Annotated in this window: 24 protein-coding genes; 4 read left to right on the top strand and 20 right to left on the bottom strand. The window is 25.1% G+C overall.

The genetic code is table 11. The features are described 5' to 3' along the window. Position 1: 1 nt before the first annotated feature. The 20 genes from OMES3154_RS01955 to dnaE form a co-directional block, all read right to left on the bottom strand. Positions 2-1,456 carry an Rqc2 family fibronectin-binding protein gene (locus tag OMES3154_RS01955; RefSeq protein WP_156683130.1) on the bottom strand — a complete coding sequence of 485 codons (1,455 nt, stop codon included), beginning with the start codon at positions 1,454-1,456 and terminating at the stop codon, positions 2-4. Position 1,457: 1 nt separating this feature from the next. After that, the gene (locus OMES3154_RS01950; protein ID WP_156683129.1) at positions 1,458-2,117 is read right to left on the bottom strand and encodes a winged helix DNA-binding protein; all 660 of its coding nucleotides are present in this window, start codon (positions 2,115-2,117) and stop codon (positions 1,458-1,460) included. After that, a complete protein-coding gene (gene rpe / locus OMES3154_RS01945) occupies positions 2,117-2,749 on the bottom strand; it encodes a ribulose-phosphate 3-epimerase (protein WP_407938949.1) in 633 nt (210 codons plus the stop codon). The genes OMES3154_RS01950 and rpe overlap by 1 nt, the downstream gene beginning before the upstream one ends. A 12-nt stretch (positions 2,750-2,761) precedes the next feature. After that, positions 2,762-3,250 carry a flavodoxin gene (locus tag OMES3154_RS01940; protein WP_156683127.1) on the bottom strand — a complete coding sequence of 163 codons (489 nt, stop codon included), beginning with the start codon at positions 3,248-3,250 and terminating at the stop codon, positions 2,762-2,764. A gap of 40 nt (positions 3,251-3,290) precedes the next feature. Then, entirely contained in the window at positions 3,291-5,873 is a 2,583-nt protein-coding gene (gene recJ / locus OMES3154_RS01935) for a single-stranded-DNA-specific exonuclease RecJ (protein WP_156683126.1), read from the bottom strand. Positions 5,874-5,883: 10 nt separating this feature from the next. Further along, positions 5,884-7,929 carry a carboxy terminal-processing peptidase gene (locus OMES3154_RS01930; RefSeq protein ID WP_156683125.1) on the bottom strand — a complete coding sequence of 682 codons (2,046 nt, stop codon included), beginning with the start codon at positions 7,927-7,929 and terminating at the stop codon, positions 5,884-5,886. Positions 7,930-7,933: 4 nt separating this feature from the next. Next, positions 7,934-8,614, bottom strand: a complete 681-nt coding sequence (locus tag OMES3154_RS01925) for an AzlC family ABC transporter permease (protein ID WP_156683124.1) — start codon at positions 8,612-8,614, stop codon at positions 7,934-7,936. Continuing rightward, positions 8,611-11,139 carry a DNA polymerase I gene (gene polA, locus OMES3154_RS01920; protein ID WP_156683123.1) on the bottom strand — a complete coding sequence of 843 codons (2,529 nt, stop codon included), beginning with the start codon at positions 11,137-11,139 and terminating at the stop codon, positions 8,611-8,613. The genes OMES3154_RS01925 and polA overlap by 4 nt, the downstream gene beginning before the upstream one ends. An 11-nt stretch (positions 11,140-11,150) precedes the next feature. After that, a complete protein-coding gene (locus OMES3154_RS01915) occupies positions 11,151-12,365 on the bottom strand; it encodes an L-serine ammonia-lyase, iron-sulfur-dependent, subunit alpha (RefSeq protein WP_156683122.1) in 1,215 nt (404 codons plus the stop codon). After that, entirely contained in the window at positions 12,366-13,637 is a 1,272-nt protein-coding gene (locus OMES3154_RS01910) for an FAD-dependent oxidoreductase (RefSeq protein WP_156683121.1), read from the bottom strand. Continuing rightward, complete coding sequence (locus tag OMES3154_RS01905; RefSeq protein WP_156683120.1) at positions 13,630-14,133, bottom strand: flavodoxin domain-containing protein; 504 nt, start codon at positions 14,131-14,133, stop codon at positions 13,630-13,632. Before OMES3154_RS01905 ends, OMES3154_RS01910 begins: the two co-directional genes overlap by 8 nt. Before the next feature lie 126 nt (positions 14,134-14,259). Next, positions 14,260-14,448, bottom strand: a complete 189-nt coding sequence (locus OMES3154_RS01900) for a hypothetical protein (protein WP_156683119.1) — start codon at positions 14,446-14,448, stop codon at positions 14,260-14,262. A 96-nt stretch (positions 14,449-14,544) separates the two neighbouring features. Next, positions 14,545-14,874, bottom strand: a complete 330-nt coding sequence (locus OMES3154_RS01895) for a winged helix-turn-helix transcriptional regulator (RefSeq protein WP_156683118.1) — start codon at positions 14,872-14,874, stop codon at positions 14,545-14,547. A gap of 2 nt (positions 14,875-14,876) precedes the next feature. Beyond that, positions 14,877-16,196 carry an FAD-dependent oxidoreductase gene (locus OMES3154_RS01890; protein WP_156683117.1) on the bottom strand — a complete coding sequence of 440 codons (1,320 nt, stop codon included), beginning with the start codon at positions 16,194-16,196 and terminating at the stop codon, positions 14,877-14,879. A 33-nt stretch (positions 16,197-16,229) separates the two neighbouring features. Beyond that, entirely contained in the window at positions 16,230-16,952 is a 723-nt protein-coding gene (locus OMES3154_RS01885; protein ID WP_156683116.1) for a hypothetical protein, read from the bottom strand. 23 nt (positions 16,953-16,975) lie between these two features. Further along, entirely contained in the window at positions 16,976-18,238 is a 1,263-nt protein-coding gene (locus OMES3154_RS01880; protein ID WP_231679247.1) for an MFS transporter, read from the bottom strand. A 54-nt stretch (positions 18,239-18,292) separates the two neighbouring features. Continuing rightward, complete coding sequence (locus OMES3154_RS01875) at positions 18,293-19,210, bottom strand: manganese-dependent inorganic pyrophosphatase (protein ID WP_156683115.1); 918 nt, start codon at positions 19,208-19,210, stop codon at positions 18,293-18,295. 9 nt (positions 19,211-19,219) lie between these two features. Beyond that, a complete protein-coding gene (locus OMES3154_RS01870; protein ID WP_156683114.1) occupies positions 19,220-20,239 on the bottom strand; it encodes a tetratricopeptide repeat protein in 1,020 nt (339 codons plus the stop codon). Between the two features lie 19 nt (positions 20,240-20,258). Further along, positions 20,259-21,281: a hypothetical protein gene (locus OMES3154_RS01865; protein ID WP_156683113.1), complete on the bottom strand. Its 1,023-nt coding sequence runs from the start codon at positions 21,279-21,281 to the stop codon at positions 20,259-20,261. 38 nt (positions 21,282-21,319) lie between these two features. Then, on the bottom strand, positions 21,320-24,361 hold the full coding sequence (dnaE, locus tag OMES3154_RS01860) for a DNA polymerase III subunit alpha (protein ID WP_156683112.1): 3,042 nt from the start codon (positions 24,359-24,361) through the stop codon (positions 21,320-21,322). Between the two features lie 103 nt (positions 24,362-24,464). Between dnaE and OMES3154_RS01855 the strand changes: the two genes are divergently transcribed. The 4 genes from OMES3154_RS01855 to yidD all read left to right on the top strand — a co-directional run bounded on the left by OMES3154_RS01855 (position 24,465) and on the right by yidD (position 25,517). Beyond that, entirely contained in the window at positions 24,465-24,713 is a 249-nt protein-coding gene (locus OMES3154_RS01855; protein WP_156683111.1) for a hypothetical protein, read from the top strand. Positions 24,714-24,811: 98 nt separating this feature from the next. Continuing rightward, entirely contained in the window at positions 24,812-24,946 is a 135-nt protein-coding gene (gene rpmH, locus OMES3154_RS01850) for a 50S ribosomal protein L34 (protein WP_156683110.1), read from the top strand. Between the two features lie 45 nt (positions 24,947-24,991). After that, entirely contained in the window at positions 24,992-25,327 is a 336-nt protein-coding gene (rnpA, locus tag OMES3154_RS01845; protein ID WP_156683109.1) for a ribonuclease P protein component, read from the top strand. Further along, positions 25,308-25,517 carry a membrane protein insertion efficiency factor YidD gene (gene yidD / locus OMES3154_RS01840; RefSeq protein WP_156683108.1) on the top strand — a complete coding sequence of 70 codons (210 nt, stop codon included), beginning with the start codon at positions 25,308-25,310 and terminating at the stop codon, positions 25,515-25,517. Before rnpA ends, yidD begins: the two co-directional genes overlap by 20 nt. The last annotated feature ends 1 nt before the right edge of the window (position 25,518 follow it).

The raw sequence follows: 25,518 nt of genomic DNA, 5'->3' as shown, positions 1-25,518 counted from the left end.
CCTACTTTATATTTATAGTATTATGATTTACGTATGTTACCATAGCTTTTTTTCCACCTTTAATTTTTGATACATTTTTTTTCAGTGTATAATCTACATCCCCCCTTTTATCTGATTTTGAATTATTTAAAGCTAGTTTTGCAGCATATTCTAGTACATCACTTGGGATATTATTACCCTTTATTATTACATGTGAGCCTGGAACATCTTTTGCGTGAAGCCACATATCATTATTTTTACCAATTTTAAATGTAACTTCTTCATTTTCTGTAGAATTTCTCCCCATATATATATCAAAACCTTGATAGTTTTCGTGATAAATTTTTCTTTTTTCTTTTTTATTAGAAGATATCTTAGTATTTTTAATACCTAATTCTTTTTCTATCTCTTCTAATCCAACTAATTCCTTTTCATTTAAAACAAATAGCTCTTGTTCCAAATAATAGTAAAGTTCATTTTTAACTTCTACTTCTCTTTTTTCTAAAGCTATTTTTTTCCTTTTTAATTTAGAATATTTATTATACAGTTTTTCTACATTTTTTGATGGGCTTAAATTTTTATCTAAGCTTATATTTATTTCCTTATTTTCATAGTAGTCAAATACTTGTACTTTTTCCATACCTTCTTTTACTTTATATAGATTAGCTAATAATATATCTGCTAATTTTTTATTTTCTTCATAATTTTTATTTTCTTCAATATCTTTAGGTATTTTTTCTAGTATTTTATTTAATCTTTTTATATTTTGTCTTATATTCTTTAGTATTGGTCTTTTTTTAGTTTCCATTTGTGAAATTTCACTAGTATTTTCAAAATAGAAATTAAGTGCTTCATTTAAGCTATTATATACTGTCTTTTTTTTATTTTCATAAAAGTCGTTATATGTAAGTAAATTATTGTCATATATTATAGCTTCATATGAACTTAAGAATTTTTCTTTTTTTTCTAAACTTAAATTTTTTACAAGACGTGATTCATTATTATTTTCAGGAACTTCATATTTTGCACCTTTTAAAAGTACTCTATTTGAAATATTAGGATACATAGTTGCTAATATTTCATATTTTTCATCTGTTAAAATTACATTAACACTTTTTCCTAAAAATTCATATATTAAGTTATATTCTTTTATATTATTTAATAAATCAAGCTTTTCTAATTTAACATTCACTATCCTGTCATTTGATAAAATAGAAACATCTTTTACTATACTTGATAGTATATCTTTTTTTAATTTTAATATGAAATTTAATTCCTTATTTGTATTTTCAACTTTTTTATCTTTTAAATAGATAATAGCCTCTTTTTTATTTTCAAAATATAGGTTTTCTTTGTTAAATAAGATGGAAAATGAGTTACTATCATAACTTTGAATTTTTCTTATCTTTAAATCCTTTATTCTGCTTCTTATCTCAGAAACTAGAAAAGAAAAACCTACTGTATCTAAATATATCATCTTATATCCTTTTTATACACAAAACTTCTTTTGCATCATCTGTCGTTAAATTCTTTTTACCTTTAAAAGTTTCTAGAGTTAATACATTTTTAGTTTTATCTATAACCTTTACTTCTTTTCCAATGGCAATTCCTTTTTCATAAAGGTACTTAAATCCTGCATACGATAACTTTATCTCATCAATAGTAGCAACATCTGATACATTTAAATCCGATAAATTTATCTTTGCATACATTTTTTTCATTTCTTTTAAATTAGCTATTAGTTTTGAAAAAGTATTACAAAATTCTTTTTTCTCTTTATCTTCAATTCCACGCATAGCATAGGTTAATAATTTTTCTTGAACATTATCATATACATTATATGCAAGTTTCCCTTTTTCACTTAAAGATACATAAACTTTTCTTTTATCTATTTTATCTTTTTTTCTTTCAATAAACTTTTTCTTTTCAAGCTTTGTTATAGCTAATGAAGTTGTACCTACAGTTGTTTCTAAGTATTCATTTAATTCATTAACTGTTAAATTTTTATCTGCTATAGTTCTTATTATATATATTTCATTTTGTGTTAAACATTTAATAGTATTATCTAAATTAAGTTGTTCTAATTTTTGGTAAGACTTATTAAAGTCTCTTATTAAATTTTCTAATTCACCTATCATTATTTTAAACTTTCTATTTTTTCCTTATAGTTACCACTAAATACATAAGAACCTGCAACTAGTATATTAGCTCCTGCGCTTTTAGCTAATATTGCAGTTTCGTTATTTATTCCACCATCTATTTCAATATCAATGTCTTTATATTTTTCTCTAATTTCTTTTATTTTATCTAGTGCTTTTGGTATGAATTTTTGTCCACCAAAACCTGGATTTACTGACATTACTAAAACCATATCTAAGCTATCTATTATTGCATCTAAACTACTTACAGCTGTACCTGGATTTATTGCAACAGCTGCCTTGCAACCAAATGATTTGATTAAGTTTACTGCTCTATCTATATGCTTAGTTGCTTCAATATGAATTGTTATACTATCAGCACCTGCTTTTGCAATATCTTCTATATATCTTTCTGGATTAGATACCATAACATGTACATCAAATATCATGTTTGTATATGGTCTTATTGCTTTTATTACCATAGGCCCAAAAGATATATTAGGAACAAAATCTCCGTCCATTATATCTAAATGTAAATGTGTAGCTCCAGCTAATTCAATATTTTTAACTTCATTTTTTAAATCACTAAAATCTGCTGCTAATAGTGATGGTGCTATACTAATTTTTTTCATATTCATACCTTTCTATGCTAAATATTTAGAAAGTGATTCTAACCACTTTTCAATTCTTTCTTCAGTTCTATCTGCTTCATTCATATGATCTATTGGAAGCCCTATAAATTTACCATCTATTATTGCTATTGATTCTGTAAATTCATAATCTGAAGGGTCTACAAAACCTACTATTCTAGCTCCTCTTTTTTTGCATTTATCATACAGAAGTCTTAATCCATCTACAAATGTATCAGAAAATGACATAGCATCTCCTGTTCCTAGTAAGGCTACTGGTTTTTCTTTTAAGTTTGGTAGTTCATCAATTACTGCCATCCAATCATCTTGAATATCTCCTAAACCCCAAGTTGATGCACATAAGATTAAAAAATCATAATCTAGCATCTCATCAATTCCATTTGCAACATCGTGCATAGTTGAATTTGGTATAAGATTATTTACTATTTCTGCTACTTCCTCTGTAACTCCAGTTGTTGTTCCATAAAATATTCCTACTGACATATTACACTCCATTTCTTTTTTTTTAATTATATCATTTTAATTATATAATTTCTATAATACTGTTGTCTGCTAAAATTATTTCCCCGTTTTCATATTTTTGCTTTAATTCTATTTTATTATCATTAGGTAGCTGTTTTATATATATATTATCTACTCCATATTTTTCAATATTTTCTTTACTTATATTTTTAACATTATCTTTTATCTTGATTTCTAAATGTAATTCTTTAAAATTATCATATTTTTCTATGCTATTATCTAGAAGTATTATTTTTTTAAATTTAGTTAAATCTACTTCTTTTTTATATGTATTTCTATCTAAAATTAGATATGAACTTTTAGTATTAGTTGTAAAGTTTTTTAAATAGCTATCATTTAATAAGGTTTTATCTTTTGTTAATAAAAGTGGCTTTTCGTCTTCTTTATTAGTATAAAAAATGGCAAAAGTTCTAAGTAAATTTAAATAGTGTTCTGATTTAAATGAAAAACCAGTTATATTTTTATTAGATATTAATAAATTTTTATCATCATGAAATAAGCTAGCCAAGGCTTTTTTTTCTAAAGTATTATAGTTTCTTTTATCTATTAACTCTTTTTTTATCTTATTAAATATATTTACAGGTTCTTTTTTATAGCATACAAAATCAAAGGATTCTTTAATTAAAATCTCAACTACATTTAAAGCATCTTTTTTTTCTATGCTTTCTATTTTAATATTAAACTTTCTGTTGTAGAACATATTTAATTGTATTAATAATTGAGATATATTTTCATCTAACCTAGATATATATTCTCTATTTTTAAAAATAACTATCCTATTTGCTTCTGTTTTTATACTTAAATTATCATTTATATCTACTTCTTTGTTTGTATAAAATATAGACTTTATGGGGAATCTTGTATCATATATTGATTTCATAAATAAAAGCTTATCATCTGTTAGTAGTGATTCTTTCATATCTTCAATATATACTTTCACAAAACTTCTACCTTTGTATTCATTTATATTAAGCTTATACACTATATCGTAAAATATATTATCTTTTAGTTCATCATTAAAAAACCACATAGCATTTTTAACAGTATAACCTTTTTGACTAAAGTTAAGACTTAAATGATTTTTATTCTCCCCAATTAATTTTGACTCATCAACTATTACATTAGTTGTTAAAAATATTGGAGTTGGGTTACCAAAACCAAATGGTTTTAATAACTCTAATGTTTTATAGAACTCATATGATATTTTGTTTATTGTTATTTTTTTATCTATGCTTATTAATTTTGTGAAATCTTCTTCCTTTAAAATTTTTTTTGCATACTCATTTATTCTTTTTTTAAACTTTTCTATATTTTCTATTTTTATGGTAAACCCTGCAGCTCCTTTATGTCCGCCATATTTCACAAGTAAATCAGCTGAATTTTTAAGTGCTTCTGTTATATCAAAATTACTAATACTTCTACAACTTGCAACAGCTATTTTTTCTTCTATTTTTTCCTCTAATACTATAGATGGTTTATAGTAAGTATCAACTAATTTAGCTGCAACAATTCCTATTACACCATGATGATATTTTGGACTACTACTTACTAAAACTAAATCACTAGAATCTTCTAATTCTTTTTTTGCCAGTTCAAAAATATCATTTTGTATTTCACGTCTTTTTTCATTTTTTATAAATAGCTCATCTATAATTACTTCAACTTCTCTTATATTATCACTTGTAAGTAGCTTTACTACTAGCTTAGCATCTTGTAGTCTTCCTGCTGCGTTAAATATAGGGCAAATACCAAAGCCAACATCAGAACTTGTAAATTTATGATTTTTAATATCACCAAAGATTTTAGTACACAGTGTTTTTAGTCCTAAATTTTCTGTATATGAAATTTTTTCTAAACCATATTTAACTATTATTCTATTATTAGATGTTAAACTTACTATATCTGCTATTGTCCCTAAACATACTATATCAATATATTTAAAAGCTTCTTCATATTTATTATATTTTTCAAAAAGAGTAATTAAAAGCATAAAGGCAGTTCCAACACCGGCTAGGTCATTAAAACTGTATTTATTTTCTAGTCTTTTTGGATTTATTACTGCATATGCATTAGGTACTATAGGATTTAATAAGGTATGGTGATCAGTTATTATTACTGTAAGACCTAGTTTATTAGCATAATCAATTTCTTTATATGATGTAATACCACAGTCTACTGTAATTACAATATCACAATTATCCTCTTTTATACTTTTTAGTGCTTCATTATTAAGTCCATAACCTTCATCTCTTACTGGTATATAGTAAGTAATGTTTTTTAAACCTAATTCTTTTAGTCCCAGATACAAAATTGTAGTAGCTGTTATTCCATCTACATCATAATCACCATAGATACAAATTTTCTCATCATTTTCTATGGCAGTTATGATTCTATCCCTTGCTTTTTCTATATCATATAGTTTTTTAGGATCTTCTAAATCTTTTAAACTAGGTTTTAAGAATTTAATAATATCTTCTTTTTTAGTTATACCTCTTGCATTTAGTATACTTAATATATCTTCATCTACTGGTAAATTTAAGTCTAACTTAGTAGTCTTTTTTAATTCCCACTTTGTCTTTTTCATTTTTTTCCCTTTATATTAAATCTAATGAAATTCTAGCTGATTCTATAGTATATGGATCTATATATTCGTCTAAAATTTCTTTTTCTTTATTTTGTTTTTCTAAATCATCTTCATTATATGATAAACCATTATCTAATACAAAAATTGTTTCAACTGGTATTCCTAATTCTATAGCCTTATCTTTAAAAGCTTTTTGTATTTTTTCTTTTTCTTTTCTTTTTTGTTTTCTTTTTTCTAAATTAAGGGTTGTAGATTTAGTATCGTACTCTTTATTAGAATATTTTATTTGCTCTTCTACTAATTTCCATTTTTCATCTTTTTTTATTCTTCTTTTATGTGAATTTTCAAGTATGTAAATAGGTTTAGATAATTTAAATTTATATTTTTCATTTATTGTATCATCTATTTTCTCCCATTTTAGTGCATTTTTATATTCTTTATCTTCCCCGTTTTCTATTTCTGACCTTAATTTAATATACTCTATATTTGGAGCTACTCCTTTTACTTGAGTTGAACTTCCATTTGCTCTAAAGAACATATTTATTGTATATTTAAATATTCCTAACTCAAACTTATTCCCATTTTGATTAAAATTAAGTGGTTTTACAGATTGTACAGAACCTTTCCCCCAAGTATTAGTTCCTACAATTATACCTCTATTGTAGTCTTTTATAGCTCCGGCAAATATCTCACTAGCAGAAGCTGAATTTCTATTTATCATAACAACTAAAGGTTTTTTCCATGTAAGATCATAGGATAAGTTTGTATAATATTTATCTACATGTCCCTTTTCATCTTTTACTTGAACTGCAATTTTGTTGTTTCCTATAAAGTACCCTAACATTTTAACTACTTCACTAAGAGAACCTCCACCGTTATTTCTTAAATCAATTACAAGCGATTCTACTTTTTCTTTTTCTAATTTTATTAATTCTTGTTTTAAATCTTCTGATACACTACGACCAGTATTGTCAAAACTTAGTGAATAAAAGCCTGGTATTATTATATACCCTACTTTTTTATTATCCACATCTACTATCTTAGATTTTATTTGCTCATCTTCTTGTTTAATTTTTTCCCTTACAAGTCTTATTATTCTAACAGGCGCAGTTTCACTAGATCTTACACCTATTCTTACTACAGTATTTTCTTTTCCTCTTATTAGCTTTACTAAATCTTTTAATCTATAGCTACTAACATCTACTAATTCTCCAGTTTCACCTTCTCCTACATAAACGAAAATATCACCAACTTTAAACTTATTAGATCTTTTAGCAGGTCCACCATCAATTAGCTTAGCAATAATATTTGATTCTCCTCTTTGTTGTATTTGAGCTCCCATACCAATTAAATTTAAACTTTGAGAAATTTCAAAATCCTCAGAACTACTTGGGCTATACCAATTATTATGTGGGTCAAAAGCTCTTACAAAGGCATTTATTACTATCTCATTTTTTTCTTCTTCTGTCATTTTTAAAATATTATTTTTATTTGACTTATATCTTTTTATTAAGATTTTTTTTATCTCTTCTTTTTTATCTCCAGCTATTACTAATCTTTCAACATCATTTAAAACTCTTTTTTTCCAAATCTTATTTAATTCATTTAAATCTTTTGCATAGTCTAAGTCTTTTCTGTCATAGTAATAGATTTCATCATTATTAAAATCAAAATCATATTTATTTATTAACTTTAAAGAATAGTCATATTGTCTTTTAATATTATCTAAATATTTATTTACTACATATATTCCAACTTCTAAAATCTCATCAGTTTCTAATTTTGCATATACTGGCTTTATATTACTAAACTCTTTAAGTTCTTTTTGGGTAAATAGCATTTTATTAGGGTCTAATGACTCTATTAAACTATCAAATATGAAATTAGATACTTTTTCATCTATTTTCATATTCTTATTATACGAAAAATCTTCAATTAGGTATTTTGATACATTAAAAGCGCCTTTGTAGTCATCTTTTATTACATTATTTTCTGAAAAACTTAGTAAACTTAATAGTATAAATATACTAAAAAATATATTTTTAATTTTTTTCACATTATCACCCCTTTTTGTTTTTTACTTTTATTATTGTAGGCACTATTGCACCTATTACTATTGATAGAAAAATAGCTAATGACTTTCCAAATCCTAAATACTCTAAGCCCACTTTTATAGATACTGTAAATATTACAATGTATATAGTTTTTAAGTTTGTTATTGTTACATCGATTAAAAGACTTAGTAATATTGCATAAAGACAAAAATTTAATGAAATAGCAAAAACTGCAGGCAAACTTTTACCTATTACTGAACCTAATAATGTAGATATAACATAAATAGAGTATGCTAAAAAATTAAATCCAAAAACTGTATCTGCATCATATATTTTACGAGTTAACATATATGATACACTTTCATCTGTTAATAAGAAAGAGCTTAACATTTTTTTTCTGTTAGTATAGTTTTTTTGTTTTCTAATAAGTGGTAAATTTATTAAAATATACCTAATATTAACAACTACCATAGGAATTACTAAATCCCATATAGTAGTTACATAAGGATATAGCGTTAAAAATATTATCTGACTACTTCCTGCATATACAAAAACTGACATTAAAACAATTATATGTGTAGGTATACCTAAACTAGATGAAAGTGCTCCCAAAGAAAATGCATAAGGAATATATGCAATAGATACAGGAATACTTTTTCTCATTCCATCTAAAATATTTTTTATCATTTAAGTTCTCCCCAGTTATCACCTATATTGTAATTTACTTTCAATTTAATGTTTTTAAATTTAATGGTATTTTCCATAATTTCTTTTATTTCTTTTATTTCTTTTTCAAGATTTTCTTCTTTTATCTCAAAAATTAGTTCGTCATGAACTTGAACTAGCATGTTATAGCCTTTTTTACTTAACTCTATCATAACTAGTTTTATAATATTAGCTGCTGTACCTTGTATTACAGTGTTGACTGCCATTCTACTTGCTTGTTTACTTACAAACGAATTAGATGAATTAATACCATTTATATATCTTTTAGTTCCATATAAAGTTGTAACAAAGCCATTTTTAGTAGCATCATCTATAATTTTGTCTATAAAAGATTTTACTTTTTTATACTTATTAAAATATGCGTCTATGTACTTTTTAGCATCTGATATATCTATTTTAAGTTCAGTTGATAAACCATATGAAGTCTTACCATATAAGACGCTAAAGTTTATTATCTTAGCTAAATTTCTTTCTTCTTTTGTTATTACCTCTATCATCATATGCTTATTAAATATTTCTCTTGCTGTTTGTTCATGCAAGTCCAAATCTTCTTTATATGCTTTAATTAAACTTTCATCCTGACTTAGTTCTGCTAAAACTCTTAACTCAATTTGTGAATAGTCAAAAGATACCAACTTATATCCATCTTTTGCTATAAAGCAAGATCTTATCTTATTACCATTATCTGTTTTTGCTGGTATATTTTGTAAATTTGGATTTAATGAAGATAGTCTTCCTGTAACTGTTCCGACGCCATTAAATACCGAGTGAACCCTGTTATTTTCATCAGAAAAATTAGGTATTGCTTCAACATAAGTTGTAAGTAATTTTTTATACTCTCTGTATTTTAGAATATAGTCTGCAATTTCTATTCCTCTTAAAGATAGATCTAATAAAACCATTGCATCTGTTGAGTATCCTGTTTTTACCTTTTTTTCTGCTTTTATACCCATTTTTTCAAAAAGAATAATAGCTAATTGTTTTGGTGAGTCTATATTAAATTTTTCACCAGCTTTTTCATATATTAAATCTTCGTACTTTGTCATTAGTTTTGTAAATTCTTCATTTAATTTTAAAAATCTTTCACCACTTATTTTTATTCCTTTTTTTTCCATTTGATAAAGGATAGAAATTAATGGCTTTTCAATATTTTCATATGTATTTTCTATATCTTCTTCTTTTATTTTTTCTTTTAGTATATCTTTTAGCTTATATATTCCTTTAGTAATTTTAATAGATTTATCAGTAAACTCTTCTTCTGTTAATTTTTTTAACTTAGCTTCTGTATACTTTTCTATATTTATTCCTAAATATTTAAATATTATATCCTCAACATCTAATCTTGATTCAGTAAATATTACATATGCAGAAATTAAAATATCAAAAAAGTTATTATCTAATTTTAAGCCCAAGTGCATGTATTTTTTTGCATCATATACATTTAAAAATCCTTTTAAATTAACATTATCTAGATTAAAAGTTTTTGTGTAGTATAGATTATTATCAGTTATTACATAAAGATTTCTTGTATCTTCATACATAGTTAAATCCTTTTTACTTTCTAATATCTTTATCATATGGTCTTTATCTATTATATTTTCTTTTATTTCTGCTTCTTCTTTTTTATCAGTAATATTTAACTCTCTTATTAGTGAATTTAATTCTAATTCTTTGTAAATATCTTTTAATTTCAAATCATTTTTTTCTTTGTATTCTAAATCCTCCAAAGTAAAATCTAATTCTAAGTCCTTGTGTATTACAGCTAGTTTTCTTGAGATGAAAGCTAGATTTTTATCTTTTATTAACTTTTCTTTTAATTTACCTGAAATCTTATCTATATTTTCATATATATTTTCTAGATTATCATACTTATTTATTAACTTTGCAGCATAAACTTGACCTATACCCATAACTCCTGGAATTCCATCTGATTTGTCACCTTTTAAACCAAATAAATCAGGTATTTGACTTGGATATACATCTATATATTCTTTTACTTTTTCGTTATCATCTATTATTAAATCTTTACCTAAAAAGTGTATGATAATCATTTTATCATCTCTTACTAATTGCTGTATATCTTTATCTCCAGTAAAAATATGAACCTCTACACCACTATTTACTGCCATTTCTGATATACTTCCTATAACGTCATCTGCTTCATATGAATCTATACTTACAGCTTTAATATTATATGATGCTATTATATCTTTAATATATTTAATTTGATTAGCTAGTTCGTCTGGCATAGACTTTCTATCACTTTTATAATCACTAAACTCTTTAGTTCTTTTTAAATCTTTTCTTTTAACGTCCATAGCACAAACGATATAGTCTGGTGATACAGTGTTTATAGCTATATCTAACTGCTTTACAAATCCATAAGTAGCTCCTGTAAATTCACCCTTACTATTCATTAGTTTTTGCATAGCAAAGTGACTTCTATACATAACTGCACTTGTGTCTATTATTAATATTTTTTTCATTTTTTCTCCATTTATTTTTCCTTATTTAGAAGTTTTTCGTAGTATTTTGCAAGTCCTCCTGTTGAAGTTTCCCTATATGCTGGAATTAAATCTCTACCTGTTTCTGCCATAGTTACTACAACATCATCAAAAGATATTACATGGTCTTGTCCAACTGATACAACAAAATTAGCAGTATTTAATGCTTTTACAGCAAATACAGCATTTCTTTCTATGCAAGGTATAATTACATAACCTCCTATAGGATCACATGTCATACCTAGGGCATGTTCTAATCCACTTTCTGCTGCGTACTCAATTTCATCCATATTAGCGCCAAATAAAAAAGCTGCCATAGCTGCTGCCATCGATGTTGCACTTCCAATTTCTGCTTGACATCCACCTTCTGCACCACTTATTGTTGCATTTTCTTTTATTAAGTTTCCTATAAGTCCAGCTATCGCTAAAGATCTTATTAACATTTCATCTGAAAATGCAAATTCTTCTTTTAATGCAATAAGTACAGAGGGAATTACACCACAAGCTCCACAAGTTGGTGCTGTTACCATAGTTCCATTACTTGCATTTTCTTCAGATGTAGCTAGAGCATAGGCAAATATTTTTTTTGTTAACTTTAGTGCTTCATTTGCTTTTTCATATTCTTTATACATATCTTTAGCTTTTCTTTTTACTTTTATCTTAGCTGGTAAATAACCATCTTTACTAAGTCCGTTTTCTATAGTTTGTTGCATTTGATTAAGAATTTGTTTTAAAAAGTCCCAAATTTCTTTTCCTTCATTTTGCTCTACATATTCATATAGGGTGATGTTTTTTTCCTTACAGTAAGCTATTATATCTTTTAATTTAGTAAGCTTATATACCTTCTTTTTTTCATCTTTTTTAGACTCTCCTATTTCAATAGTACCTCCACCTACTGAAAATACATCTATACTCCCGATTTCTTTATCATCTTTTATAGCAACAAATTTTAAATAGTTTGTATGATAAGGATGAACAAAACTAGCGTCCCAGTAAATATTTACTTTTTTGGGAGCTAATGTCTCTATTATTATCTTATCAGTCATATGCCCTTTTCCTGTTGCAGCTAGCGAACCATATAGATATACATTATATGAATCACAATCTTCATACATATTTTTAAATATTTTACTTGCTCTTTCTGGTCCTATAGTATGCGAACTAGAAGGTCCACGACCTATTTTAAATAGCTCTTTTAAACTATCCATCTATTTAACTACCTTTCTGTATAGCACTAATACAGGATTCCATACCGTTGAGTTTGTTGGTGAGTAACAAAAATCTATATTTATTAGCTCATCTATTTTAACTTTTTGACTAATTAAAATTGAAAATTGATCTATAAACTGTGCTACAGCATCATAACCAACACTAAATGCTCCTAATATTAAATTATTATCAACATCTACTACAACTTCTACCTTGTTTTCTTTTGCTTCTTTAAAGTGTGAATTTTTTGTAGCACCTGTCATTTCTACTAATTTTGCATTATATCCTAATTTTTTAGCTTCTTCTAATGAATACCCTGTTCCAGCTACTTTAATTTCAAAATATGAACTTGCAAAACTTCTATTTGTTCCCTTAAATTCTTTATTTGCTGCTAATAAGTAACCATGCTTATTTGCAATATCTCCTTGTGGTTGATAAATATATTCTCCACCCATTCTATTTATATTATATACACTATCTCCTATTGCATATATATCTTTTACACTTGTATTAAAGTGTTTATCAACTACTATTTTACCATCTTTTGTTTCAACTATTTGGCTTATAAAGTCAATATTAGGTTTAACTCCTGTTGCTAAAACTAAGATATCAAAGTCAATTTTAGTATCATCATCTAGTATTACATAATTATCATTAAATGATGTAACTTTTTTTGCTAAATAACATTTAAGTCCACTTTCTTTTATTCTGTCGTATAAAATATCTTTAGTGTTTTTTGATATTATAGGGAATAACTCAGAATTTGCTTCTACTAAAGATACATCTAGACCTTTTTCTATAAAGCTTTCAGCTAGCTCTATTCCAATAAATCCTCCACCTACTATTAAAGCTTTTTTAGTAGACCTATCTTCTATTTTTTCCTTTATTTTCTTAGCATCAGATGGGTTAGATAAAGTATATGCATTATCTAATTTAAAATTAGGTTTAGCTCCAACTGCTATTACTAATTTATCGTAGTATACTTTTTCATTTTTATCTGTTACTACATATTTTTCATCTTTATTTACAGAAACTATTTCTGTATTTACTCTTACATCAATTCCCTTTGATGTAAAAGACTCAACTGTTCTACTAACAACAGCACCAAAGTCTAATGAAGATGAAATATAGTATGGTGTAGGACAACCTGCCCAAGCTACATACTCTCCCTTTTCAAAAACTATTACGCTATCTTCTTTATTTTTTCTAATGTGCTGTGTACTAAACATCATTCCAGCAGCTCCACCACCAATTACTACTATTTTATTCATTTAAATCAACCTCTTTTTGTATTATTTTTTGCCAATTTTCTATTCTTTCTTCTGTTAAATCATATTCATTCAAATGATCAATAGGAAGCCCTAAAAATTTACCATTTTCTATAGAACTACTTTCTAGAAAATCATAGCCCTTTGTATCAACCATACCTACTATTTTTGCGTTTGCCTTTTTAAATACTTCATACATAGCTCTTAATGTATTAACAAAAGAATCACCATGAACTATAATATCTCCTGTACCTAATAATGCAACATATTTAGAACTGAAATCTAATTTTTCTATCTTCTCAATAACTAAAGCCCAGTCATCCTGAAGTTCTCCTCTGCCGTATGTTGGTGTTAATACATATATTAAATCATAGTTTAAAATGTTATCTATTCCATCTATTACATTATATACATCATCTATACCTGTTATGTCAGATAAAATACTGGCTACTTCATTTGTGGTATTAGTTGTTGTCCCATAAAAAATTGCCTTTTTCATAATATTCACACCCCTAACTTATATACCATATTTTATCATTATGAGCTAGATTTTTCAAATAAAAGATAAAAAGCTAGACCATTTTCTAGCTTTCTTCACTATCACTATTTTTATACATTTTATCTTCTATTCTTCATATGTATCTTTTTCTACATCTCCATTTGCGTAGTACTCTATATATTTACCTTCTCTTTTACCTTTTACATAATTAACTTCTTCTTTACTACCATTTTCATACTTCATTAATTTAACTTCAGCAAATCCTAAATTTGATATTAATGCTAAGCCAATAAATACTTTTAAGAACCTTTTCATGATAATTATCTCATTTTTCTTTTTTTTTATTATATAACTATTAATGTTAATATTCAAAAAAAACATGCACTTGTTTTTTTGTACATGTTCTTTAATTTATGCTTCTAAATTTTTATCTCCCCATGATATTATTTTTTCTAGTATAGGTAAAATTGTTTTACCTTTTTCTGTTAAATAATATAAAGATCTTACCTCATTATTTTCTAAAATTTCTTTATTATTTTCTACTATACCTAACTCTTGTAACATTTTTAATTGCTGTGATAGCATTTTCGTACTACAACCTTCTAAGCTCCTTTTTAGTTCAGAAAAATGTTTTTGTCTATTTCCTATCACACATATTATTTGTGCTACCCATTTTTTACCTAGAAAATTAGATACAGCTTCAACTGGGCAACCATATTCTCTTCCGTTTAACTTATACATCTTTACACCGTAAATAAGTCATTTAATGTTTCACTTATTGTTGGGTGGTTAAATATTTTGTCTCTTAAATAAGTATATGAAATCTTGTTATCCATTGCTATTGATATAGTATTTATTATTTCGTAAGAGTTTACTATGTATAGAGTTGCTCCTAATATCATATCAGTATCTGCATCTACAATAGCTTTCATAAGTCCTTTTTTATTATTTAAAACATGAGCTTGAGGTAATGTTGCTGCTTCTACTTTAAATACTTTGTAGTTTAAACCTAGTCTTTTTGCTTCATCTTCATTTATACCTACACTTGATAATGGTGGGTTTATAAATAGACTTGTTGGTACATTTTTTCTATCAGATAATCTTCTAGTTTTGCTTCCATATAGATTGTCTTTTAATATTCTAAAGTCATCCATTGAGATGTATGTAAATTGTAATCCACCTCTAACATCACCTAGAGCATATATATTTTCTACATTTGTTTGTAGTGTATCATTAACTATAATACTTCTATTTTCTCTAGTTTCTACTCCTGCATTTTCTAATTTTAATAAATCTGTATTAGCTCTTCTTCCAATAACTACTAATATTGCATCTGATTTAATTACTTCACCATTACTTAATGTAATTAATGCATAATCTTTTTCATCTTCTATTTTTTCAATTGAAGTTTCAAATTTAAACTCTATATTTTTTTCTTTTAAGTCTTCTAAAACTCTAGCAGCAATTTCGCTATCTTCTCTTTTTAAGATACTATCTGATCTTTCAATTACAGTAACATTTTCAGTTCCAAATTCTTTATACATATTTGAAAACTCTAGTCCTATATATCCAGCTCCTATAACTACTAAGTTTTTAGGTAAAGTTTCTTTTGCCATTATAGATTCACTAGTTTCCATGAATTTAGATTCTTTTAAACCTTTAATAGGCGGGATTATAGGGGTTGCACCTGTATTTATAATTATAGTGTCTCCAAATATTGTTTCAGTTTCCCCATTAGTATATTCTAATAAGATGTGATTTTTATCAACAAATGATGCCTTTGCATCTATTATATCAACTAAATTACTAATTTTATTGTAGTTTTTTTGTCTTAAATTACTAATAAGTTCATTTTTTTCAGTTATTGCATTTATATAGCTTTTTATTCTCATGTTGTTTATTAATTTTTTTGTTGGTATACATGCAACATTTATACAAGTTCCACCATACATTTTATCTGACATTTCTATTAAAGCTACTTTTTCTCCCTTTTTACCCGCAAAACCAGCAAAAGTTTTTCCACCTTTACCAAAACCTATTATTATTTTATCGTACTTTCTCATATGTGTTTCCTCCAATATATATATAGTTTTTAATTAATCTGTTATTATTATATCTTCTTCGCTTTCAATTTCTTTATCGTCATTAGTTTTTTCTTTTTTAAGTCCTTTTACCTTATCTACTAAGTTATATTTTCTATTAAATATTGCAAATAAAGCAAATAAAATAATTGCAAGAACTAATAACACTATTAAAATAATCATGAATATACTTGTTTTTGCATATTCATAAGTTAATGAATATCTTTTTTGGTGATCTTTAAATACTACCTCATTAGTTTTTTCATTAGCTGTTTTGTCATTTATAGTTAAAATTTGTCCATTTACTTTTATGCTATATTCAACAAACTCAGAATTTAGTATTTCAATTTCATAAACATTACTTTCATTCATTCTATTAACATTTACTTCTATAGTATCATCAAATATTGAAAACGCTTTTTTTAATTCCTCTATACTATTAAACTTAAGATCTATCCCATAAGAATGTGCTTCATAAGTTTCGTTTAATAAATTATCTTTAACTATTCCATTATACTTATAGCTTGCTTCTATATTTTGTGATTTTAGTAAAGATATTGCATTTTTTACTGTATTATCAAATTTTTCTTTTGATATGATTTCCTTACTAATCTTAAATTCAATATTAGATGTCCCCTTATTTGGTTCGACAAAATCTAGTTGAACATTTGAGTTTACACATGATATTGCAAATATAAGTGTAAATAAAATAGATAAAATTCTTTTCGTATATCTCATACAATCCTCCATTCACTTTTATTTTATTTTAACATTTTTTTTCTAAATAATAAAGAAAATATTGATATAAGCATGCTAAATATTAAAATAGTTAAAAGTATTAAAAATATCATTCTTGGTTTATCATTTAAAACCCCTGATACTAATACATATATTCTATCTCCAAAAAATATACCAAATGCAAAAAATCCTTGATATATTCCCATACTTATATTTCTATATTCCTTTTTAAAAAATGCCATAGCCATAGATAATAAGCTTATATATGTAGCTCCATACCCAAATCCATTTAAACTATATGCTATAAAAGCTACAATATAGTTTTTAGTAAATAACATAGTTAGATTAAATGCTACTAAAAAGCTTAGTGCAAATATTAAGGTTTTTTCTATACCAAACTTTTTATTAAAATATGTTCCAATTAGTACACTTGCTATTAGTTGAGGCCCTGAAAATAAAGGACCTAAGTATGCAAGAAGTAGTGGTGGCATATCTAAATATGTCTTATTATAGTATACCATATTATTTACACTTGTAGAAAATTTAACAAAAGATATCATTACACCAACAAAGCATGCAAATAAAAATTTCTTATTTGATATTACAAATTTTACCTTGCTAAGTGAAAATGTTTCTTTATTAGAACTATCTTCTATTTTAAAGCTAAGCATTAGTGTAATAATTGCAATCGCTATAGATACTATCCATAAAAGACTATAATTTTTAACATCTTTATATGTTCCCAGATATTGTATTGGTGCTGCTATAAACTCAGATAAAAGTGGTGCTACTGATAAAATAGATGCTGATACATATGCTTCACTTTCTTTAAATGTTTCAGAGAATATTAAATTAAATATAGCTAGCATTGAAGCACATACTCCCATTGCAATAGATGATAAGTATAAAGTAGTTATACTAGGTTTTATTACAACAAATATCCCTGTAATTATTATCAATCCTAGTGCTATTTGTATAAAGATCTTTCTTTTTTTTAAAATATCTGTTAAGAAAAACACTGGCATTCTAATAAATACGCTAACTAAACCATAGGCTGAGGTTATACTAGAAGCCACTATTATACCAAGACCTAATCCACCTGTAGCTATACTTCCTGCTATGTATATTTTTCTATACTCTCTTATTATAGTAACGCTTGTCCAAAACAAAACTAAAATCCAAAATATTATTTGTTGATTTTTGTTTAGTTTGTATTTTTTACTCAAAATAATAATGATAAGTAGTATTATTGCTACCATTATTATTGAAAAAATAATTTTATTCAAATTTCCCCCCTAAAAAAGCTACACTTAAATAAAGTGTAGCCTTAAATTTTAATCTTATGCATTTGTTAATGGTGGTACTATTTGTTTCTTTCTTGAAACTACACCAGGTAATTCTATTATACTATCATTACTCTTAGAAAATGCTTTTTCTATAACATCTACTTTTTCTCCACTTACAATAGCAACTGAATTATTTGTTAATATATTTGTTATAACAAACATAAATCCATCTAATTTTAATTCTTCTATCATAGCACTTATTTCTTTTAAGTATTCTTCTTTCTTTTCTAATGGTTCTTTTTCATTTACTGTGTTAATTTGAGCTATTCCAAATCTTCCTTTTGCTAATTCAAAAATTTTCATATCCATATTTAGAATTTCTTTTAATGTTTTTTTAGATAAGTTTGTTCCTGCTTTTAACATATCCATTCCGTATTTATTTAAGTCTACTTCTGCAATACTAGCTAAATATTCACATGCTTTTATATCATTTTGTGTACAAGTTGGTGATTTGAATAATAAAGTATCAGAAATTATTGCACTTAACATCATTCCTGCCATTTTTTTACTTGGAACTATATTTTTTTCCATATACATTTCACAAACTATAGTTGAAGTGCAACCATAAGGTTCAACTCTTGCTTTTAATGGTTCTGCTGTTACAAAGTTAGCTATTCTATGATGATCTATTAGTTCTAATACCTTAGCTTCTTCAAAACCATTAGCAGTTTGTGTTCTTTCATTATGATCTATCATTATTATTTTTTTACCTGCTACATTATCAACATAAGGTATATTATCTACTCCAAAATACTCTAGTGCATATTTTGTTTCTTCATTTAATTCACCTATTCTAACAGCTACTGCTCTTTCATTATTTTTTAAAATATTTCTTAAATTGGCATATGCTATTGATGTACATATAGCATCTGAATCTGGATTTCTGTGTCCATAAACTAAAATTTCTTCCATGTTATCTCCTTATTTTTTTAAATTTGTTATTTGTTCTAATAATTGTTTACTATTTTCTTCATTTTGTGAAACTGCTTTTTTTGCATATTTTATTGCAGAATCTAATAATTTTTCATTATTATAGTTAACTAAGAATATTGCAATATCAGTATTTTTTATTCCACTTTTTAATAATATATCGTAATAAGCGTTTTCTTTTTTACTATCTTTATCTAAAGTTGAATAAAGAAGTACTGCTCCTGCATATTTAAATTCTTTTGTTTTTTTGTATAAATTTTCAAACATGCTTATTGCCTTTTTATATTCACCATTTTTAGCGTATGTATCAGCTACTCTAACTTGCATATTATCACTTTTATCTAATTTTAAAGCTGACTCTAAATATTTTTCTGCTGATTTATTGTTTTTTTGATAATTTGCAACTACTAGATACACATTAGCTAAATATACAGAATCTTTTTTATCTAATTTAAGAGCTCTATTAGATATTTTAGATGCATAGTTATCTAATTTTTCTTGGTATAAAGCTGCAACTAAGTTTATATAGTACGCCTTTTTTATATCTAAATTTTCATTTTTATCTATTATATCATTTATTTTATTAGCTTCTTTTTCTTTATTTAGTTTATATAAGCTTAATACTTCATTTAATAAATAGGCTATATTTTTATTATCTGTTCTTTTGTTTAATTCTTTTTGTAATGCCAATTTTTTGTTAATATCTTTTTCATAGTCCGCTAATAATTCATTAGCTAGTATTGCATATTCACCTTTTGAGTCTTTATTTTTAACTATTTTTTGTAAAGCATTTATTTGCTCATTTAAATCACCAGATAATTGGAATATAGAAAAGTTTACTCTTTCAAATAGTTCCCCTTCTTCTTTATCAAACCTTATTGTTCTTAGTTTGTCTAAAGCCTTAACATAATTTTTTTGATTAATATATTGTATTGACTCATTTACATCTTCATTTATACCTGCAAAAGAAAATGTTGCAAGTGATAAGATTAATAATAATACTTTTTTCATTTAATATCTCCCTTTCCTTCTAGTTAGAATTTTCTTTTAATTTTGTAATTTCTTCTAAAACTTCTTTACTTTTTTCTTCATTTTCTAAGACTGCTTTTTTTCCATATATTATAGCCCTATCCAATAAATTAACATCAAAGTTAGCTAGAAATACAGCTAAATCTTTATTTTTTAAATTAAATTCTTTACTATTTATTAAAATTTCATAATAAGCTTTTTCATTTTTACTATCTTTATTTAAAATAGAGTAAGCAAATAGATACGGAATATAGTTTATATTATTAGTTTTATTATATAATTCTTTGTATATATCTAAAGCTTTTTCATATTCTTTTTTATTTGCATAAACTATTGCTACTTTTTCTTTTATACTATCACTTTCATCTAGCTTTAAAGCTGAGCCTAAATATTTAATTACAGATTCTACATTTTTCTGATATGTTGCAACTAATATGTATATATTAGCTATATAGCTAGTATCTTTTTTATCTAAATTTAAAGAAATATTTGCTGCTTTTGCTGCATACTTTTCTAAATTATTTTGATATAGTCTATTAGTTAAAGCCTGATAATATACCTTTTGTATGTCTAAGCTGGCTTCAACATCAATAAAATAATTTATTCTATTTGCTTCTTCTTCGTTATCAAGGATATATAAGCTTATTGCTTCATCTAATAAATATCCTGCATTTTTGTTATCTGTTCTTTTATTTAACTCTTTTTGTAAAATTAATTTTTTGTTTATATCTTTTTCATTATTAGCTAATATTTCATTTGCTAGTATTGCATATTCACCTTTTGAATCTTTATCTTCTAATATACTTTCTAAATAAGATACATCATTTGTTAAATTAAATAGTGAGAAATTTACTAATTCAAAATCTTCTCCTTTTTTATCTTCAAATTCTATTGATTTTAATTTTTCTATAGCTTTTTCTACGTTGTTTTGAGTATATAAATTTCTAGCTTCTTCTATGTCTTCTTTTATGCCAGCAAAACCAAACGATGATAAAGCTAATAATAACATTATTACTTTTTTCATAGAGCTTCTCCTTTTTTATTCTTTATTATACCATAAAGCTACAACTTTATTCTAATATTTTTTATACCTACTTTATTTACTAAGCTAGTTAAAGTATCCAAATTTAAATCTACATATGTGTTAGATTCTAATTTCTTTTTATTTTGATAAAAAAATACTCTATTAGATCCTCCATTATTTCTAATTAGATCCTTTAATTTTACTTTTATATCATCACTTAATTCATCTATACTTATATATACCCTAGTATTTTTACTAAATAAGCTATCTTTTAAAGTATATATAGAAACTATCTTATTTTTATCTAGTTTTGCAACACAAATTTTATTTATATACATACTTAAATTAATATTTCTTACTTCATACTCTAGTCCATTAATAAATAACTTATCTTTTGAACTTACAAAGGCTAAATAGTAGTTATCTATATTACTAAATATACTATATATCATCTTATACTCAAAACTACTTGTATTTTTTAGAGCTATCCCTAAATTTTTAAACTCTAATAAGTTTATCTTTTCTTTTGTGTATTCTTTTATATCTTTTTTTAAATATATTTTTTCTTCTACTTCTCCTGTATAAAATAGTTTTCTTGTAATATTTTTTTCATCATCATTTTTCTTAGTAGCAATTTCTATTATTTCTTGTGCATTTTCACTTATTTCGGCTCTTGTCATATTAAATTCAAGAAAAGCCCCACTTTCTGCTAAAATTTTTAAGTTTTTTTCATTTAAACCATATTTTATCATTCTTACTGCAAAATCATTTATATTTAAAAAATTCCCTCTTAATTCTCTTTCTTTTACTATATCATTAGAGAAATTCTTACTAATTCCTGATATACTATATATTCCATATCTAATTCCCTCATTTTCTACTTTGAAATAAATATCTGATTTATTTATATCTACTCCAAATAAGTCTATATTGTACTTTAAAAGTTCATTATAGTAAACATTTAACTTAGAAAAATCGGTTATCTTATGATTTAATAAAGATGTCATATATTCTTTTTTAAAGTTAGTTTTTAAATATGCTGTATAATACGATGTTATTGCATAAGATATTGAGTGAGCTTTATTAAACCCATATTCTGCAAAGTTTTCTATTAACTCATAAAGTTTTTTTACTTTTTCTTTTTCATATCCATTTTTTATAGCGCCACTTATGAAATTATCTTTTAATTTTTCTATTAAATCTGCTTTTTTCTTACTTATTGCTTTTCTTAGTATATCAGCTTCAACTAAACTAAATCCTGCAATTTTAGTAGCGATTTTCATAACTTGCTCTTGGTAGATTATAACCCCAAAGCTTTCATCTAAAATATCTTTTAAATCATCTATATCATATTCAATTTTTTCATTATTATTTTTTCTTTGTAATAATTTGTCGACCATTCCACTAGCTAGTGGTCCTGGTCTATATAGGGCTAAGGCTAATGATATATCTTCTACACTATTTATTTTCATTTTTTTAATAAGTTCTGTCATACCGTAAGCTTCTACTTGGAAAATTCCTACCGTATCTCCACTATTATACATAGAAAAAGTATTAGAATCATCCAGCCTTATATCATCTAAACTTAAATTTATTTCCTTTAAAGTGTCTGCAACTATATCAAGATTAGCTAGTGCTAGAAAATCCATTTTTAGTAAGCCTAATTTTTCTAATTCTTTCATATCATATTGGCTTACATTAGTATTTGTATTTTTATCATAAATTACAGGTACATCTTCTACTAATTTATCTTGCGATATTATAAGCCCTGAAGCATGAATAGATGTATGCCTAACATTATTTAACAGTTTAGATATTATTTTAGTAAAGTTTGCATTCCTATCCAAAACTCTTTTTAAGTCTTTTTCTATTTGTTTTTCTTTAAGTTTAGAAAAACTAATAATATTTGATACATATTCTATTCCATACTTACTAACTACATAATTTATTAGTAAATCTCTTTTTTTTGCCTCTATGTCTATATCAATATCTGGCATACCTTGTCTTTTTTCATTTAAAAATCTTTCAAATATTAACTTGTACTTTATTGGATCTACTTTTGTAATATTAAGTAAATATGAAACTAAACTCCCAGCAGCTGAACCTCTTCCAACCCCAACTAAAATATCATTTTGTCTTGCATAATTTACTATATCTTGCGTTATTAAAAAGTATGAATTAAATTTCATTTTATCTATTACTTCTAATTCATAATCTAGTCTATTTATATATTCACTGTCATCTGATTTATTGATTTTTTCTAAGGCATTTAACACCCTTATTTTCAGTTCTTCTTTTTCGTCTATGTTTTTTTCATACTTAGGTAATTTTAATTCATTAAAATTAATTTCTACATCACATTTTTTTGCTATTTCAAAGGTATTTTTAACTCCTTTTGAAAAAATTTCATCTTCTAATTCTATAAATTCATCTTTTAACTCTTCATATGTTTTAAAATATAAATTACTAGGATATGTTTTTTTTAATCTTGATACTGTCTTATTTTCTTTTATTGAAAGTATTACATCTTGTAAATACTCATCTTCTTTTTCTAAATAGTATGTATCACTTGTAATTACATAATTAACATTAGTAGCTTTAATAAGTTGTATGTATGAATCTATTAAATTAGTTTTAGCAATAAATGTAGGAATTTCTATATAGAAGTCCGAAAAATTTTCTTTATACTCTAAAACTAAGTCATATGCCTTATCAAATTCATTATTTTTTAATTTTTCATATATATAGCTATTAAATGACCCTGTAATTACAACTAAATTTTCGCAATTTTTTTGTAAATTAGAATAACTAGCTTTATCTAAACTTGCTAAATAAATTAACTTTTTATACCCTTTTATATTTTTAGCATATAGGTTAAAACCATCTACTTCTAATGAGAAAATATATCTAATCCCATAAGATTTAGATAAAATATAGTTATTTATTGCATTAAATAAGTTTGTATTCGAAACTGAAATACATGGCATATTTATTTTCTTTGCTTTTTCCAAATAATCTTCTATTTTACTAGCTGCAACTAATAAGTCATAATCGCTATGTAGCTTTAAATTTATATACATACTCTCTCCTTATCATATATTTTGATTATACCATAGAAAATTAAACATTTTAATAGTAATTTTTTTCTATTTAGTATATAATTTAGGTAAATTAGGAGGGATTATGAGCAAAATTGAATTTTTAAAAAATTTAGAAAATATTTTAGATGATATTAAAGATATGAACCAATTTCCAAATCACAATAAATTTAGAGAATTTGTAATAAAAGAAGCTAATAAACTAAGTGATACTGAAATTACTAATCTTGAAAAGGTAGAATATCTTTATGATTGGGTAGAATTAAATATATCTAAATTCTATGAAACAATTCCTATGGAAGAAATATTTGACGAAGATTTACCGCTTAATTGACAAAAAAACATTTTAAATGATATAATACACTTGACTTTTACTTGAGTTTCATATATCATGTATTGTATTAAAAAATAAAAAGAGAGGAAAGAAGCACTATGAAAAGAACATTTCAACCAAATAATAGAAAAAGAAAAAAAGATCATGGGTTTAGAGAAAGAATGAAAACTAAAAGTGGACGTAATGTCTTAAAAAGAAGAAGAAATAAAGGTAGAGCTAAATTATCAGCTTAATATCGGTGTCCAAAAAATTACACCGATTTTTTTTAGAGGAAATTTATGGAAACATTAAAAAAAACAAGTGAATTCTCCTTTATATATAACAAGGGAGAAAAAGTATATACTAAATATACTATTATTTTTATTAAAAAAACAAGCGAACAAAAATTTGGCTTTGTAACAAGTAAAAAGACAGGAAACGCAGTAAAAAGAAACAGGTTAAGAAGAATTTTTAGATCGGTCATAAGAATCGACATAGACAAGTTCGATAAAAACCATAGCTATGTAATCGTAGCTAAAAAAAACTGTCAAGATGATTTTGACATATTAAATTATAATATTTTAAGAAAAGATATATTACAAGGAATTAAAAAATATGAAAAAAATATTACTTAGTTTAATTAAAATCTATCAAAAAATATCTAGAAAATTTCTAAAAAAAAGATGTATTTATTACCCTACTTGTTCTGAATATACAAAACAAGCAATAATAAAATATGGAGTATTAAAAGGAAGTTATCTAGGATTTAAAAGAATACTTAGGTGTCATCCACTAAATTATGGAGGATATGACCCTTTAAAATAAG

It is taken from the genome of Oceanivirga miroungae (assembly GCF_902505095.1).
GTDB classification, from domain to species: domain Bacteria; phylum Fusobacteriota; class Fusobacteriia; order Fusobacteriales; family Leptotrichiaceae; genus Oceanivirga; species Oceanivirga miroungae.
Note: the sequence above shows the minus strand (reverse complement) of the source record. Positions and strands in the feature narration are given on the sequence as shown.

Excerpts from the sequence above, each read along its gene's own strand:
- OMES3154_RS01955 (WP_156683130.1), bottom strand. The coding sequence starts at position 1,456 with ATGATATATTTAGATACAGTAGGTTTTTCTTTTCTAGTTTCTGAGATA.
- OMES3154_RS01950 (WP_156683129.1), bottom strand. The coding sequence starts at position 2,117 with ATGATAGGTGAATTAGAAAATTTAATAAGAGACTTTAATAAGTCTTAC.
- rpe (WP_407938949.1), bottom strand. The coding sequence starts at position 2,749 with ATGAAAAAAATTAGTATAGCACCATCACTATTAGCAGCAGATTTTAGT.
- OMES3154_RS01940 (WP_156683127.1), bottom strand. The coding sequence starts at position 3,250 with ATGTCAGTAGGAATATTTTATGGAACAACAACTGGAGTTACAGAGGAA.
- recJ (WP_156683126.1), bottom strand. The coding sequence starts at position 5,873 with ATGAAAAAGACAAAGTGGGAATTAAAAAAGACTACTAAGTTAGACTTA.
- OMES3154_RS01925 (WP_156683124.1), bottom strand. The coding sequence starts at position 8,614 with ATGATAAAAAATATTTTAGATGGAATGAGAAAAAGTATTCCTGTATCT.
- polA (WP_156683123.1), bottom strand. The coding sequence starts at position 11,139 with ATGAAAAAAATATTAATAATAGACACAAGTGCAGTTATGTATAGAAGT.
- OMES3154_RS01915 (WP_156683122.1), bottom strand. The coding sequence starts at position 12,365 with ATGGATAGTTTAAAAGAGCTATTTAAAATAGGTCGTGGACCTTCTAGT.
- OMES3154_RS01910 (WP_156683121.1), bottom strand. The coding sequence starts at position 13,637 with ATGAATAAAATAGTAGTAATTGGTGGTGGAGCTGCTGGAATGATGTTT.
- OMES3154_RS01905 (WP_156683120.1), bottom strand. The coding sequence starts at position 14,133 with ATGAAAAAGGCAATTTTTTATGGGACAACAACTAATACCACAAATGAA.
- OMES3154_RS01900 (WP_156683119.1), bottom strand. The coding sequence starts at position 14,448 with ATGAAAAGGTTCTTAAAAGTATTTATTGGCTTAGCATTAATATCAAAT.
- OMES3154_RS01895 (WP_156683118.1), bottom strand. The coding sequence starts at position 14,874 with ATGTATAAGTTAAACGGAAGAGAATATGGTTGCCCAGTTGAAGCTGTA.
- OMES3154_RS01890 (WP_156683117.1), bottom strand. The coding sequence starts at position 16,196 with ATGAGAAAGTACGATAAAATAATAATAGGTTTTGGTAAAGGTGGAAAA.
- OMES3154_RS01885 (WP_156683116.1), bottom strand. The coding sequence starts at position 16,952 with ATGAGATATACGAAAAGAATTTTATCTATTTTATTTACACTTATATTT.
- OMES3154_RS01875 (WP_156683115.1), bottom strand. The coding sequence starts at position 19,210 with ATGGAAGAAATTTTAGTTTATGGACACAGAAATCCAGATTCAGATGCT.
- OMES3154_RS01870 (WP_156683114.1), bottom strand. The coding sequence starts at position 20,239 with ATGAAAAAAGTATTATTATTAATCTTATCACTTGCAACATTTTCTTTT.
- OMES3154_RS01865 (WP_156683113.1), bottom strand. The coding sequence starts at position 21,281 with ATGAAAAAAGTAATAATGTTATTATTAGCTTTATCATCGTTTGGTTTT.
- dnaE (WP_156683112.1), bottom strand. The coding sequence starts at position 24,361 with ATGTATATAAATTTAAAGCTACATAGCGATTATGACTTATTAGTTGCA.
- OMES3154_RS01855 (WP_156683111.1), top strand. The coding sequence starts at position 24,465 with ATGAGCAAAATTGAATTTTTAAAAAATTTAGAAAATATTTTAGATGAT.
- rpmH (WP_156683110.1), top strand. The coding sequence starts at position 24,812 with ATGAAAAGAACATTTCAACCAAATAATAGAAAAAGAAAAAAAGATCAT.
- rnpA (WP_156683109.1), top strand. The coding sequence starts at position 24,992 with ATGGAAACATTAAAAAAAACAAGTGAATTCTCCTTTATATATAACAAG.
- yidD (WP_156683108.1), top strand. The coding sequence starts at position 25,308 with ATGAAAAAAATATTACTTAGTTTAATTAAAATCTATCAAAAAATATCT.